This is a genomic window from Micromonospora trifolii (genome assembly GCF_022229005.1).
GTDB lineage: Bacteria > Actinomycetota > Actinomycetes > Mycobacteriales > Micromonosporaceae > Micromonospora > Micromonospora trifolii.
Map to the genome: position 1 here is coordinate 79,600 of NZ_JAKKFD010000024.1, position 14,806 is coordinate 94,405.

At 71.8% G+C, this 14,806-nt stretch carries 11 protein-coding genes and 1 riboswitch; of the genes, 2 read left to right on the forward strand and 9 right to left on the reverse strand.

Annotated elements, in window-relative coordinates; genetic code table 11:
• Window positions 1-7 precede the first annotated feature (7 nt).
• The 6 genes from thiD to thiE form a co-directional block, all read right to left on the reverse strand.
• Entirely contained in the window at window positions 8-793 is a 786-nt protein-coding gene (gene thiD / locus NIE79_RS16760; RefSeq protein WP_238679488.1) for a bifunctional hydroxymethylpyrimidine kinase/phosphomethylpyrimidine kinase, read from the reverse strand.
• Window positions 790-1,530: a thiamine phosphate synthase gene (locus NIE79_RS16765; protein ID WP_238679489.1), complete on the reverse strand. Its 741-nt coding sequence runs from the start codon at window positions 1,528-1,530 to the stop codon at window positions 790-792. Before NIE79_RS16765 ends, thiD begins: the two co-directional genes overlap by 4 nt.
• Complete coding sequence (locus tag NIE79_RS16770; protein ID WP_238679490.1) at window positions 1,527-2,306, reverse strand: thiazole synthase; 780 nt, start codon at window positions 2,304-2,306, stop codon at window positions 1,527-1,529. The genes NIE79_RS16765 and NIE79_RS16770 overlap by 4 nt, the downstream gene beginning before the upstream one ends.
• Window positions 2,303-2,503 (reverse strand): sulfur carrier protein ThiS, encoded by a 201-nt coding sequence (gene thiS / locus NIE79_RS16775; protein ID WP_238679491.1) that lies wholly within the window; start codon window positions 2,501-2,503, stop codon window positions 2,303-2,305. The genes NIE79_RS16770 and thiS overlap by 4 nt, the downstream gene beginning before the upstream one ends.
• Window positions 2,494-3,648 carry a glycine oxidase ThiO gene (gene thiO / locus NIE79_RS16780; protein WP_238679541.1) on the reverse strand — a complete coding sequence of 385 codons (1,155 nt, stop codon included), beginning with the start codon at window positions 3,646-3,648 and terminating at the stop codon, window positions 2,494-2,496. The genes thiS and thiO overlap by 10 nt, the downstream gene beginning before the upstream one ends.
• A complete protein-coding gene (gene thiE, locus NIE79_RS16785; protein ID WP_238679492.1) occupies window positions 3,645-4,271 on the reverse strand; it encodes a thiamine phosphate synthase in 627 nt (208 codons plus the stop codon). Before thiE ends, thiO begins: the two co-directional genes overlap by 4 nt.
• Window positions 4,266-4,375, reverse strand: a riboswitch (TPP riboswitch). Its footprint overlaps the gene before it by 6 nt.
• 312 nt (window positions 4,376-4,687) lie before the next feature.
• Between thiE and NIE79_RS16790 the strand changes: the two genes are divergently transcribed.
• A complete protein-coding gene (locus NIE79_RS16790; RefSeq protein WP_238679493.1) occupies window positions 4,688-10,519 on the forward strand; it encodes a ThuA domain-containing protein in 5,832 nt (1,943 codons plus the stop codon).
• Window positions 10,520-10,590: 71 nt separating this feature from the next.
• Complete coding sequence (locus NIE79_RS16795; RefSeq protein WP_238679494.1) at window positions 10,591-11,190, forward strand: hypothetical protein; 600 nt, start codon at window positions 10,591-10,593, stop codon at window positions 11,188-11,190.
• Window positions 11,191-11,451: 261 nt separating this feature from the next.
• On the opposite strand, the gene NIE79_RS16800 is transcribed toward NIE79_RS16795, so the two are convergent.
• Genes NIE79_RS16800 through NIE79_RS16810 form a run of 3 tightly spaced genes read right to left on the reverse strand, consistent with a single transcriptional unit; the run spans window position 11,452 to window position 14,777 of the window.
• On the reverse strand, window positions 11,452-12,414 hold the full coding sequence (locus NIE79_RS16800) for an aldo/keto reductase (protein WP_238679495.1): 963 nt from the start codon (window positions 12,412-12,414) through the stop codon (window positions 11,452-11,454).
• A gap of 36 nt (window positions 12,415-12,450) precedes the next feature.
• Complete coding sequence (locus NIE79_RS16805) at window positions 12,451-14,130, reverse strand: ABC-F family ATP-binding cassette domain-containing protein (RefSeq protein ID WP_238679496.1); 1,680 nt, start codon at window positions 14,128-14,130, stop codon at window positions 12,451-12,453.
• A 41-nt stretch (window positions 14,131-14,171) separates the two neighbouring features.
• A complete protein-coding gene (locus NIE79_RS16810; protein ID WP_238679497.1) occupies window positions 14,172-14,777 on the reverse strand; it encodes a class I SAM-dependent methyltransferase in 606 nt (201 codons plus the stop codon).
• Window positions 14,778-14,806 lie beyond the last annotated feature (29 nt).

A 14,806-nucleotide genomic window follows, 5' to 3' on the forward strand; every position in this document is an offset into this window, starting at 1 on the left:
CTGGTGATCAAGCGGACCAGCCGAAGTGGTTCAGCGGCCCGCGTCCCGCGCCCAGCTCCCAGCCCCGCGCGCCGGTCAGCGCACGGAGCACGTACTCCTTGGCGGCCCCCACGGCGGCCGGCACCGGATCGCCCAGACCGAGCCGCACCGCGATCGCCGCCGAGAACGAGCACCCGGTGCCATGGGTGTGCCGGGTGGTCACCCGGGGTGCGCGCAACAGCGTGGTGACGCCGCCGCCGTGCAGCACGTCGACCGCCTCGCCCCCGTTCAGGTCACCGCCAGTGACCACCACGTACTCCGGGCCGCCGGCCACCAGCGCCTCGGCGGCCACGACCATCGCGGCCACGTCGTCCACCGGGCGTCCGGTGATCGCCGCGGCCTCCGCGCAGTTCGGGGTCGCCACGATGGCGTACGGCAGCAGCCGCTCCACAGCGCCCACCACGCCCAGCCGGTGACCGCTCGTGGCGACCAGCACCGGGTCGACGACGAGTTGAGGCAGCCGGCCGTCCCGGGCCGCCTCGGCCACCACGTCCGCGATCGCCGGGGTGCCGAGCATCCCCGTCTTCACCGCGCAGACGGTGAAATCGGTGAGGACGCTGTCCAACTGCTCGGTGACGGTGCGCGGGGGCAGCGGCAGCACCGCGTCGACACCCCGCGTGTTCTGCGCGGTGACCGCCGTGAGGACGCTGGTGCCGTACGCGCCCAGCGCGGCGAAGACCTTGAGGTCGGCCTGGATGCCTGCGCCGCCGCCGGAGTCCGAGCCGGCGATGGTCAGCAGTGTTCGCGGGGTCATTGTTCTTCCTTGGTTGCGGTTGGGGGCTGCGGCCGACCGTGCCCACTCCGGGCGGTCAGGCTTGATCCCTGCGTGGGCGCGGCCGGCCGCAGCCCTGACGTAGGGACCTGGGTGACCCCGCGCCGGGTTTGGGTCAGCTCAGGGGTGACCGCCTCTTGGAAGGCGCTGGTCAGGCTCGCGGCTGCCTCGGCGGGGTCTTCTGCTCGCATCAGTGCGCCCAGTACGGCTACTCCGACGGCTCCTGCTTGGACGCAGGCGGTCACCTGTTCCGGTGTCTCGACTCCGCCGAGGGCCAGCAAGGGCACCGGGCTGGCGCGAACCAGGCTGCCCAGGCCTGCAACGAGCAACGGTGGGCCGTAACCCGGCTTTGTCCTCGTGGGCCAGATCGGGGAGATGGTGGCGTAGTGCTCGGTGCTCAGGCGGTTCAGCTCGGGCTGGTGGTGGCAGGAGCGACCTACCAGGCCGTGGGCTGGCGGTGGGTACGGGCCTGCGGCGGGCAGGTGCACGGCGTCGCCGCCGAGCGGGTCGGGGCCGGCCACGATGAGGGTCCCGCCGACGTCGGCGAGGATCGCGCGCAGGTCGGCGGCGAGGGCGGCGCGTTCGGCGCGCGCAAGGTCCTTCTCCCGCAGCACCACCCAACGCACTCCCCCGGCCACGGCGCCCGCCACCACCCGGTCGAGCCCGCCCCGCGCGACGAGCCGGTCGGTCAACACGACAACCCCGGACGGCGGGGTCACAGCTCGGGTCTTCCCTCATCAGGGGTGGAGGCGAGCGCGTGGAAGCGGCGCTCGATCCGGCCGGCCTGGGCCGCCAGTCGGCCCGCCTCGACCGCATACCGCATCGCTGTGGCCATCGCCACCGGGTCGGCCGCCCGGGTGACAGCGCTGGCCAGCAGCACCCCGTCACAGCCCAGCTCCATGGCCAGCGCCGCGTCGGACGCGGTGCCGATGCCGGCGTCGAGGATCACCGGCACGTCCACACCCTGCCGGATGAGTCGAATGTGGTGCGGGTTGCCGATGCCGAGCCCCGAACCGATCGGTGAGCCGGCCGGCATCACCGCGGCGCAGCCCACGTCGGCGAGGCGGCGGGCGAGCACCGGGTCGTCGCTGGTGTACGGAAGCACCGTGAAGCCGTCGGAGACCAACTCCTCGGCGGCGCGGAGCAGCTCCACCCCGTCGGGCAGGAGCGTCCGCTCGTCGCCGATCACCTCCAGCTTGACCCAGTCGGTGTCGAACGCGTCCCGGGCCAACCGGGCCACCTTCACCGCCTCGGTCGCGGTGTGGCAGCCGGCGGTGTTCGGCAGCAGGCGGACGCCGCACCGGTCCAGCAGCTCCAGCAGCCCACCGGTGGAGCCCGGCGCCGTGCCCACCCGGCGCAGCGCCAGTGTGACCAGCTCGCTGCCGGACGCCCGGATCGCCTGCTCCAGGACGTGCAGGTTCGCGGCGCCGCCGGTCCCGAGGATCAGCCGTGAGGTGAAGGTCTCCCCACCCAGCTCGAACGGCACGCGGCTCACCCGCCCTGAGCCGCGGTGAGCACCTCGACCCGGTCACCGTCGCGCAGCGCCCGGGCCGGCCAGCCGGTCCGGGGCACCACCTCGCCGTTGACAGCGACCGCCACCCCACGCGGCTGCGCCACGAGGTCGCGGACCAGGTCCGCCACTGACGCGCCGGCGGCGACGCTGCGCCCGGCCCCGTTCACAGTCAACTCCACAGGTCCCCCTCCATCGTCGGTTCAGGTCCGCCTATGGCGACAGCGCCGAAGCGGTCAGCCCCGAAGGGCGCGAGCAGCGGGTCGGGTACGCCGCCGAGCACCAGGTCGGCGATCAGGTCGGCGGTGATCGGGGTGAGCACGATGCCGTGCCGGTGGTGCCCGGTGGCGGCCAGGACGTCCGGTCGGTCGGGCAGCGGTCCGAGGATCGGCGCGTTGTCCGGGGTGCCCGGGCGCAGTCCGGCGACCGCCTCGACCAGGTCGTACTCGGCCAGTTCGGGCAGCAGGTCGACCCCGGCGCGCAGCAGTCGCTGCACGGCACCGGCGGTGACAGTGGTGTCCGACCGCTCCTCGACCGTCGCGCCGAGCACCACCTCACCGTCGGCGCGGGGCACCAGGTAGACGTGCTCGCCGTCGGCGTACCCCCGGATCACGTGCCGGAAGCCCGGCGCGACGCCGTCGGGTGCGCGGAGCCGGAGGATCTGACCCTTCACCGGCCGCACGGGCAGGCCGGTGAGCGCTGCGGCCCCGCAGCCGGCGGCGACCACTGTGACCGGTGCGTCCACGTCGGACAGAGAACGGACCGGCTGGGGCACGAGCACCGCGCCGGCCCGCTGCGCGGCCGCGCGTAGCGCCGGCACCAGCAGCCGCGGGTCGACCTGGTGGTCGGTGGGAGCGAGCGCGCCGCCGCGCACCCGTGGGGCGAGCGCCGGTTCGCGGTCACGCAGTTCGCTGGGGCGCAGCGGCGTCACCGGCAGGCCCAACCCCTGCTGGTACGCCCACAGCCGACGCGCCTCGGCCAGGTCGTCGCCGGTGAGCCCGACCATCAGGGTGCCCTCGGTCCGGTAGCCGATCTCGACCCCGGTCGTCTCGGTCAGCTCGGCGGCGAACGCCGGCCAGCGGGCCGCGGACGCCAGCAGCAACCCGGTCAGCTCCCGCTCACCGAAGTACGCCTCGGCGACCGGGGAGAGCATGCCGGCGGCCACCGCCGACGCCCCCGAGCCGGGTGCCGGATCGTGCACCACCACCCGCAGCCCGCGCTCGGCGCAACGCCAGGCGATCGCCAGCCCGATCGGTCCCGCCCCCACCACTGCCACGTCCGGCCGGACCCGGTCGCTCGACGGCGGTGACGGGGACCGGCCGGTCAGCACGTCAGGGCCTCGATCAGCTCGGCGGTAGCCCGTGCCGGGTCGGCGGCGGTGGAGACGGCACCGACCACCGCCACCCCGTACGCCCCGGCGGCCCGCAGCGCCGGCACCCGGGCGGCGGTCACCCCGCCGATCGCGATGACCGGGACGTCGACGGCGTCGACGACGGCGCGTACCCCGGCGGGCCCGATGGGGTCCGGCAGGCCGGTCTTGGTGCTGGTGGTGTGACACGGACCGACGCCGAGGTAGCTGGCGCCGGCGGCGACGGCCTCGTGCGCCGGGCCCGGTGCGCGGGCGGTGGCGCCCAGCACGCCGGTGGGGCCGAGCACCCGGCGGGCGGCGGCGACCGGCAGGTCGTCGGCGCCGACGTGGCCACCGGCGGCACCCGCCGCCAGCGCCACGTGCAGACGGTCGTTGACCAGGCAGGTCGCCTGGTACGACGCGCAGAGCGCGAGCACCCGCCGGGTCAGGTCGTACGCCTCGCGGTCGGTGGCGGAATCCTCGACCCGGACCTGCACCACCAGGTTGGCGTGGGCCACGGTGAGGGCGGCGCGAACCACTGCGAGTGGGTCGCGACCGGGTCGGGTGTCGGTGATGAGATGCAATCGCCCCAGGGACGGCACGGCAACGCTCCTCCCTGCGCCGGCATTACCCGGATCAGGTTCAACGGTCGGGGGCTGTCAGCCCCCCTCTCAGCCCGGTACACCGGGCTCCCGTGGGTTACTTGCGTGTCACCGTACGACAGATCCGTCGGCCTGCCAAGGCGCGGGGTCGGCAGTGGCCGGTGGGCCGGGCCGCACCAGAACGACCGAGATCCATGGGGCACTTCATACGGTCCTGTTCGGAATGTCGCCCCCCGTTGCAGAACCGTTACCCGTCCGCATCTTGCCCGACATCGAACCAGCCGAATTAATTTGTTCAGCGATTCGACAAAATGTCGGTGGGGGCACCCTGGCACGGTGTGACCACCGGCTCCATCAGGGACGGCCTTCGGCGAGCCGACTCCCGCGAGCTCTGTCACTACGACACAGGAGGCGGCGTGTCCCGTTCTCGTCGTGCCCGCGTACCCATCACCGCAACCCTGATCTCTCTGGCCATGGCCTCGACCACCCTGTTCGGCGCGCCCGCCCAGGCGGCCGCCCAGGTTCCCCCACGGGATGCGAAAGCCGCAGCCCCGGTCAGCCAGGTGGCGCCGAAGGCGCCAAAGGCCGCAGCCGATCCCTTCTCCGTCCTCGTCTTCTCCAAGACCGCCGGCTTCCGGCACGACTCCATCCCCACCGGCGTCGCCGCCATCCAGCAGCTCGGCGTCGACAACGGATTCACTGTTGACAACTCCGAGGACGGTGCCGCATTCAACGACGCCAACCTGGCGAAGTACAAGGCGGTGATCTGGCTCTCCACCACCGGTGACGTGCTCAACGCCGACCAGCAGGCGGCGTTCGAGCGCTACGTGAAGGCCGGCGGCGGTTACGTCGGCATCCACGCCGCGTCGGACACCGAGTACAGCTGGGCCTGGTACGGCGACCTGGTCGGCGCGTACTTCGCCAACCACCCGCAGAACCAGCAGGCCACTGTCAAGGTGGAGGACCACGCCCACCCGTCCACCGCCGGTTTGCCGGACCGCTGGTCCCGGTTCGACGAGTGGTACAACTACCAGAGCAACCCCCGGCCGGACGTGCACGTGCTGGCCAGCCTGGACGAGAAGAGCTACACCCCCGGTGCCGGCGCGATGGGTGCGGACCACCCGGTCGCCTGGTGTCAGGACTACGACGGTGGCCGATCCTGGTACACGGGCCTGGGGCACACCCGGGAGTCGTACGCCGAGCCCGAGTTCCTGTCCCACCTGCTCGGCGGCATCCGCACCGCGGCCGGCGTCGAGAACGCCGACTGCGGCGCCTCGAAGACCTCGAACTTCGAGAAGGTCACGCTGGACAGCAACACCAGCAACCCGATGGAGTTGGACATCGCCCCCGACGGGCGGGTGTTCTACATCGAGCGCGACGGTCGCGTGCAGATCGTGAAGCCGGACACCGGCAACACCGTCACCGCCGTCGACCTGGACGTCTTCACCGGTAACGAGGACGGCCTCATCGGCATCCGGCTCGACCCGGACTTCGCCACCAACAACTGGGTGTACCTGTACTACGCCCCGAACGACGGGGTCACCCGCAACCTGCTGTCCCGTTTCACGGTGACCGGGGACACAATCGACCTGGCCAGCGAGAAGCAGGTGCTGCGGGTCGACACCCAGCGCAACACCTGCTGCCACGCCGGCGGCAGCATGACCTTCGACGGCGACGGCAACCTCTACCTGGCCACCGGTGACAACACCAACCCGTTCGAGTCGAACTCGTACTCGCCGCTCGACGAGCGGTCGGGCCGCCAGGACTACGACGCGCAGCGCACCTCCGCCAACACCAACGACCTGCGCGGCAAGGTGATCCGGATCCACCCGGAGGACGACGGGACGTACACCGTTCCGGCGGGCAACCTCTTCGCGGCGGGCACCGAGAAGACCCGTCCCGAGATCTACGCGATGGGCTTCCGCAACCCGTTCCGGATCGGCACCGACCCGAAGACCAACACGCTGTACGTCGGCGACTACGGGCCGGACGCCAACACGGACAACCCGAACCGCGGCCCCCGCGGTCTGGTCGAGTGGAACATCGTCACGCCGGGCAACTACGGCTGGCCGTACTGCACCGGGACGAACGAGGCGTACAACGACTACACGTTCCCGTCCGGCCCGAGCGGCGCGAAGTTCGACTGCGCCGCGCCGGTGAACAACTCGCCGAACAACACCGGCCTGACCAACCTCCCGCCGGTGGTCCCCGCGACCGTCGACTACGGGTACGCCGGTGACGCGCGTTACCCGGAGATCGGTGGCGGCGGCGCCCCGATGGGCGGCCCGGTCTACCGGTACGACGCCGACGTCAACTCCAACCGCAAGTGGCCGGCGTACTACGACGGCAAGGCTCTGCTCGGCGAGTGGAACCAGAACAAGATGTACACCATGCAGGTGACCCCCGACGGCAAGTCGTTGGTGGACATCAACCAGTTGCTCACCGGCATGAGCATGATCCGGCCGATGGACTTCGAGTTCGGCCCGGACGGCGCGCTGTACCTGATCGAGTGGGGCAGCGGCTTCGGCGGCAACAACGACAACTCCGGCGTCTACCGGATCGACTACACCGCCGGTGACCGCGCGCCGATCGCGGCGGCGTCCGCCAACCCGACCTCGGGTCCGGCGCCGTTGACTGTCACCTTCTCCAGCGCCGGTTCCCGGGACCCGGACGGTGGCACGCTCACCTACGCGTGGACGTTCGGCGACGGGCAGACCTCGACCGAGGCCAACCCGACCCACACGTACGCCACGGCGGGCAACTACACCGCCCAGCTCACCGTCACCAACCCCAAGGGTCGGACCGCGGTGGCCAACGTGCCGGTCACAGTGGGCAACACCGCTCCGACGGTCTCCATCGAGTTCCCACCGGACGGCGGCTTCTTCAACTGGGGTGACCAGGTCCGCTACTCGATCAAGGTGACCGACCCCGAGGACGGGCAGATCGACTGTGACCGGGTGCAGCTCCAGGTGCTGCTCGGCCACGACGAGCACGCCCACCCGCTGGAGCAGCACACCGGCTGCACCGGCACCGTCCAGACGTCGCTCGCCTCCGGGCACGGCGCCGAGGCGAACGTCTTCGCGGTCTTCGAGGCGACCTACACCGACGAGGGTGGTGCCGGCGGCGCCGGTGCCCTGACCGGTCGGCAGATCGAGGTCCTCCAACCGAAGCAGAAGCAGGCCGAGTACTTCACCGCCACCGGGCGTGCCCCGGTGAGCACCGGTGGTGGAGACCCCGGCGTGCAGCGGGAGGCCGGCGCCGACACCGCCGGTGGCGGCCAGAGCATCGCCTTCATCGAGGATGGTGACTGGTGGTCGGTCGCTCCGGCGGACCTGACCAACATCACCGAGATCCGCTTCCGGGCCGCCTCCGCCGCCGCTGGCGGTCGGATCGAGGTTCGCGCGGGTGCCGTTGACGGACCGGTGGTCGCCACGGCCGTCGTACCGTCGACCGGCGCGTGGCAGACGTACACGGACGTGAGCGCACCGGTCACCGGTGCCGCGAGCGGCTCGCTGTACTTCCTGGCCCGCGATCCGAACGGCGGAACGGGTTCGCTGTTCAACGTCAACTGGATGGACTTCGTCGGCCGCGGTGTCACCGAGAACGGGCCGCCGGTGGTCAGCGCCACTGCCACCCCGGCCACCGGCACCGCACCGGTCACCGTCGCGTTCGACGGCACGGCCACCGACGCCGAGGGCGACACCCCGTTGACGTACGCCTGGGACTTCGGTGACGGAGGCTCGGCGACCACACTGGACGCCAGCCACACCTACACCAGCCCGGGCACCTTCACGGCCACCCTCACGGTGACCGACAGCAAGGGTGCCAAGTCGTACGCCACGGTGCCGGTGCGGGTCGACGCGCCGGACACGTCCTGCTTCGGGGCGCGTTCGGACGACTTCAACGGCAACAGCCTCGACAAGGAGCGCTGGACCAGCGTCGTCCGGGAGAACCAGCTCTACTCGCTCAGTGGCGGCGCACTGCGGCTGCCCACCGGCGTGGGTGACCTCTACGGCGCTCGTAACGACGCCACCAACCTGGTGCTCCAGGCGGCCCCGACCGGCGCATGGGAGATGACCACCAAGGTCACCCTGCCGGTTACTGCCAACTACCAGCAGGCCGGCGTCCTGGTGTACGGCGACGACGACAACTACGCCAAGCTGGACCTGCTGTACAACGGCAGCCGGCGGGTGGAGTTCATCCGGGAGACTGCGGCCACGCCTCGCAACGAGGCCGCCGACGCCACCAACGCACCGGCGGGTGACACCGTGTACCTGCGGATCACCAGCGACGGGACGAACCTGACCGCGTCCGCCTCGGGCGACGGGCAGACCTTCACCCCGGTCGGCCGTTCGGCAGCGCTCGCCGGCATCACCAACCCGCGGATCGGGGTCTTCGCGCTCAACGGAGGCACCGAGGCGCCGGTTGTCGACGCCGCGTTCGACTCGTTCCAGGTCACGCCGGACGCTCCGGCCGGCCCGGTCGACCCGTCGGACGAGTTCACCGGCAGCACGTTGGACAAGTGCCGGTGGGACGCCGTGACGCGGGAGGACCCGAGCGGTTACCGGGTCACCGATGGCGCGCTGCGGATCGACGTGCCCAACGGTGACATCTACGGCACCGACAACACCGGGCCGAAGAACTTCATCCTCCAGACCGCGCCGTCGGGCGACTGGACCCTGGAGACGAAGGTCGACGGCAGCCTGCTGAACGAGCAGTACCAGCAGGCCGGTCTGCTCGTGCAGGCGGACGACGACAACTATGTGAAGTTCGACTTCATCGCGGACAACCAGGCCGGCCAGGCGGTGACGCGGCGGATCGAGTTCCGCAGCGAGATCGCCGGGGTGGTCCAGAACCCGCAGCCCGAGGCGGGCAACCTGACCTCGGCGGTGTGGCACCTGCGGCTGGCCCGCACGGGCGACACGTTCACCGCGTCGTACTCGGCCGACGGGACGACCTGGACCGCGTTGACCACGCTGACCAACAGCGCGGTCGGGGCAACCCCGAAGGTCGGGCTGTTCACCCTCGGCGCCAACCAGACGGCGTCGAAGACCGCCTCGTTCGACTACTTCCGGCTCAGCACGACTGTGGCCGACGAGACGGCGCCGGTGACCACAGCGGCGGTTTCCGGTACCCCGACCGACGGGTGGCACACCGGGCCGGTGACGATCACGCTCACCGGTGCCGACGAGGCCGGCGGTAGCGGGCTCGCCGGTACGGAGTACCAGCTGGACGGGGCCACCACCTGGACGGCGTACACCGCTCCGGTGGCGGTCAGCGGGGACGGCGAGCACGAGCTTCGGTTCCGCTCGACGGACAAGGCCGGCAACGTGGAGGCGACCAAGACCGTCTCCGTCAAGATCGATGCCACAGCGCCGGTGACCTCGGCGACGTTCGCTCCGGCGAACGACGCCGGTTGGCACAACGGGACCATCCCGGTCGTGCTGACGTCGACCGACGCAGGTTCCGGCGTCAAGACGGTCGAGTGGTCGCTGGACGGTGGCGCGTGGACGCCGTACTCGACGCCGGTCGAGGTGACCGGTGACGGGCAGCACGAGCTGCTGTTCCGTTCGACGGACAAGGCGGGCAACGTCGAGACGCTGAAGTCGGCGGTGCTGCGCATCGACGGCACCAAGCCGACGCTGCTGGTGTCCGGGCTGGCCGACGGCCAGCTCTACGGCGACAGCCAGGACGTCCGGGTGGCCTGGCAGGCCGTCGACCCGACCTCGGGCATCGCGAGCGTGGTCGGTCAACTCGACGGCCAGGCGTACGCCAGCGGCACTCTGCAGGCCATGTACGACCTGTCCCTCGGCCTGCACGAGCTGACCGTGACCGCTACCGACAAGGCGGGCAACAAGACCACCTCGACGGTCCGGTTCTTCGTCACCACCTCGTTCCGGGACATGCAGAGTCTGCTGGACCGGTTCAAGGCGACGGGGCGGCTCTCGACCAAGGCGCACAAGCAGCTGTCGAACAAGCTCGACGCTGTTCGCGCGTCCGAGGCGGCCGGCGACGACAAGGCTGCCGTCCGGCAGCTGACCGCGTTCCGGACGCTCGCCAGCGACGCCACGCTGGTGCCCGAGGCGGAGGTCCGGGACGTCCTGATCCGGGACGCCGACGCCATGATCGTTCGGCTCGGCGGCGCGGCCAGCAAGGCCGGGGTCAAGGCGAACGACGGTGACCCGGTCAAGGGCACCGGGCGGCTCGGTGGCGACGCCACCCGGCTGGCACCCGGTCGCCAGCTCTGATCCGACGAGGCCCCTCCCCGGCGCTGCGGCGTCGGGGAGGGGCCTCCCTCATCGGTAGGGAGGGGATGTCCGTGACGGGTATCCGCAAGGTGTTGGCCGCCGTGTTCGTCGGGCTGGCCCTGACCTTGGCCGCCGCCGCCCCGGCGGCGGCGCAGGCCGCTCAAGCCGCCCCGGCGGCGCAGGCTGCTAAGGCCGCCCCGGCGGCGCAGGCTGCTAAGGCCGCCCCGGCGGCGCAGGCCGACAAGCTCAAACTCACTGTGGCCGGCGACGGGGCTCAGGGCGTCACCATCCAGGCCACCTACGCCGATGGCCGCCGGCTGGAGCAGGTGGTGCGGTTGGTTCTCACCGCCACCGGCCCGGACGGGCAGCGGGTCGGGCCGGTGCAGCTCGAACCGCAGCCCGAGGGGCAGGGTTTCTACAGCAGCGGCCCGGTGCTCTCCACCGGCACGTGGAAGGTGTCGGTCAACTCCCCCGCTCCGCTGCAGAGCAAGGCCACCGCCACTGTGCAGGCGAAGGCGGCGCAGTCACCGCCGGCGCCCAAGCCGGTCGCGGTGACCGAGCCGGCGGACGGCGGCGGAGCGGACTGGTGGCCGTTCGCGGCGGCCGGTCTCGTGCTCGTCGCCGCGGCGATGGGGGTGGCCATGCTCTTCGGCCGCCGCCGCACCAGCTAGACCGACCGGCGCACCAGCTAGACCGACCGGCGCACCGACTGGATAGACCGGCGCTCCGGCGCCCATGCACAGGACCGGGCCGGGCCGCGACGAGCGGCCCGGCCCGGTGTCGTTCGATCGGCTGGTGATCGACTCGGCATCCTTGAAGTCGGGGCTTCCCGGACCGCAGGTCGCCCCGATTTCAAGGAACGCGAGTGGATCATGCGTGGCGCACGACGCAGCGCACGACGCAGCGCACGCCCCGCGCACGCCTCGCCGCGCTCAGAGGACGGCGCGCAGCGCCGCCAGATCGTCGTCGCTGGGCTCCCAGACGCCGGCGGCGGCGTTGGCACGCACCTGCTCGGGCGTGGTCGCACCGGCGATCACCGAAGTCACCGCCGGCTGGGCGGCCAGCCCGCCGATCGCCACCTGGAGCATCGTCAGACCCCGCTCGGCCGCGTACGCCTCGATGGCCTCGATGGTGTCCCAGTCGGCAGCGGCGAGCCGCTCCGCGTACCGGCCGCCGCCGGAGAGCCGACTGCCGGCCGGCGGCTGAGCCTCGCGCTTGTACTTGCCGGTGAGCAGACCGTTGGCGAGCGGGAAGAACGGCAGCATGCCAAGGCCGAACCGCTCACACGCCGGGATCACCTCGGCCTCCACCGAGCGCTCCAGCAGGCTGTAGTGGTTCTGCGCGCTGATGAAGCGGGACCGACCGTTGGACGACGCGACCCAGTCCGCGTCGGCGATCTGCCAGCCGGCGAAGTTGGAGTTGCCCAGGTAGCGCACCTTGCCGTCGCGGACCAGGTCGTCCAGGGCGGCGAGGGTCTCGTCGATCGGGGTGCCCGGGTCGGGCTCGTGCATCTGGTACAGGTCGATGTGGTCGGTGCCGAGCCGGCGCAGCGACGCCTCCACAGCCCGGGCGATGTAGCGCCGCGCACCCCGCGCGCCGTAGTCCGGCCCGTTGAGGCCGTTCATGTCCATGCCGAATTTGGTGGCCACCACCACGTCGTCCCGGCGGCCCTTGAGCGCCTGCCCGAGCAGTTCCTCGGAGCTGCCCTGCGGCTCGCCGTAGATGTCGGCGGTGTCGAACAGGGTGATCCCGGCGTCCAGCGCGGCGTCCACCACCGCACGGGTGCCGTCGAGGTCGAGTTTGCGGCCGAAGTTGTTGCAGCCGATGCCGACCACGGACACCACGAGCCCGGAGTCGCCCAGCCGGCGATAGGTCATGTCAGTCACGAGATCCACCCTATGCCGGCCGGACGCACCGCCGCCGGGGACCGCTCACCCGACGTCCCAGACCGGTTCCGGGGTCTCCACCACCTCGCTGTCGCCCCGGAACAGCACGAACCGATCGAACGAGCGGGTGAACCACCGGTCGTGGGTGACCGCGATCACCGTACCCGCGAACGCGTCCAGGCCCGCTTCGAGCGCCTCCGCGCTGGCCAGGTCGAGGTTGTCGGTGGGCTCGTCGAGCAGCAGCAGGGTAGCCCCGGACAGCTCCAGCAGCAGCACCAGGAACCGGGCCTGCTGCCCGCCGGAGAGCGTGCCGAAGCGCTGGTCGCCCTGCGCCGCCAGCTCGTAGCGACTGAGCACACCCATCGCCGCGTGCCGGTCCATCCCGGTGCGGTGCTCGTCACCCCGCCAGAGGATCTCGACGAGCGTCTTCGACATCAGCTCCGGGCGGTCGTGGGTCTGGGAGAAGTGCCCGGGACGGACCCGGGCACCGAGGCGGGCCACGCCGTCGTGCGCCACCGGAGTGAGCGCGCCCGCGCCGTCGACCGGCCCGTTCGCCGGGTCCGGGTCGGTGCCGCCGCGGGCCAGCAGCCGCAGGAAGTGCGACTTGCCGGTGCCGTTGGCACCGAGCACCGCCACCCGGTCGCCGTACCAGATCTCCAGGTCGAAGGGGAATGTCAGGCCGTCGAGCTCCAGCTGCTCGCAGACGACCGCGCGCTTGCCGGTCCGCCCGCCGCTGAGCCGCATCCGGATGTCCTGGTCCTTCGGCGGTACGGGCGGCGGCCCGGCCTCCTCGAACTTGCGCAGCCGGGTCTGCGCGGCCTGGTAACGCGAGGCCAAACCGTCGTTGTACGCGGCCTTCTGCTTGTACATCAGCACCAGCTCGCGCAGCTTCTGGTGCTCCTCGTCCCAGCGCCTACGCAGCTCGTCGAGGCGGGCGTGCCGAGCCACCCGAGCCTCGTGCCAGCTGGCGAAGCCGCCCGGGTGCACCCAGGCGCTGCCACCCTCGACGGCGACCACCCGGTCGGCGCTCTGAGCCAGCAGCTCGCGGTCGTGCGAGACGTAGAGCACCGACTTCGTCGACTCGCGCAGTCGCGCCTCCAGCCAGCGTTTGCCGGGCACGTCGAGGAAGTTGTCCGGTTCGTCGAGCAGCAACACCTCGTCCGGGCCGCGCAGCAGCAACTCCAGGGCGAAGCGCTTCTGCTGGCCGCCGGAGAGGGTACGCACCGGGCGGTCCCGGACGGCGTCCCATGGTTTGCCGAGCACGATGGTCGCGACGGTGTCGAAGAGCACCTCGGCGTCGTACCCGCCGGCCTCGCCCCAGGCGCCGAGCGCGTCGGCGTACGCCAGCTGGGCCTTGCCCGCGGCGTTGCTGAACTTGCCGTGGGCCTCGGCCGCCCGCATGGCCGCCTCGGTCTCGCCGAGCCGCCGGCCGGCGTCGCGCAGCGCCGGTGGGGCCAGCGACAACGCCAGGTCGGCGAGGGTCGACTCGTCGCCGATCATGCCGATGAACTGGCGCATCACGCCCAGCCCACCGGCCCGCGCGACGACGCCGCTGCGCACCGGCAGGTCGCCGGCGACCATCCTCAGCAGCGTCGTCTTTCCCGCGCCGTTCGGCCCGACCAGGGCGACCTTGCTGCCCTCCCCGACCCGGAACGACACGTCGGCGAAGAGTTCCCGACCGTCGGGCAGGACGTGCCCGACCGCTGCCACATCCACATATCCCACGCCGGGATCCTGCCCCAGTGAGGGTCGGGGGGTATATCCAATTACCGGGTGACGCGCAGCACCCGGAAGCCCTTTTGGCTGGCGTACCGCTCGACCTGCCAGCTCTGCTCGGTGAGCCAGCGTTGCAGCGAGTCACCGCCGAGGTGCCGGGCGACAACCAACCAGCCGACGCCGTCCGGGGCGAGTCGAGGCAGCCAGCGCAGCAGCAGGTCGTGCAGGCCGTCCTTGCCGATCCGGATGGGCGGGTTCGACCAGAGCTGGGCGAAGCGGACGCCGTCCGGAACGTCGTCCGGCGCGCTGACCCGGACCCGGTCCGCGGCGCCGATCCGGGCCGCGTTGGCGGCGGTCAGCTCGCGGGCCCGGGCGTTGACGTCGACGGCCCAGATGGTGCTGGTGGGCGCGAGGTCGGCCAGCACGCAGCTGATCGGCCCGAAACCGCAGCCGAGGTCGAGCAGGTCGCCGGTAGTGTCGGCGTCGGGCAGCTCCGCCTTGCGCAGCAGCACCGCCGTGCCCGGGTCGAGCCGACTGGCGGAGAAGACCCCGCCGGCCGAGGTGAGTCGGTAGTCGCGGTCGGCGACGGAGAACTCGACCTCGCGCGTCGGGGCGTCGCTGGTCGGCTGAGCGGTGAAGTAGTGGTCGCCGGTCACTCGGCAATTCTCGCACCGGTCCGGGGCGG

Coding starts and splice junctions, on each gene's coding strand:
- thiD (WP_238679488.1), bottom strand. CDS start 793: ATGACCCCGCGAACACTGCTGACCATCGCCGGCTCGGACTCCGGCGGC.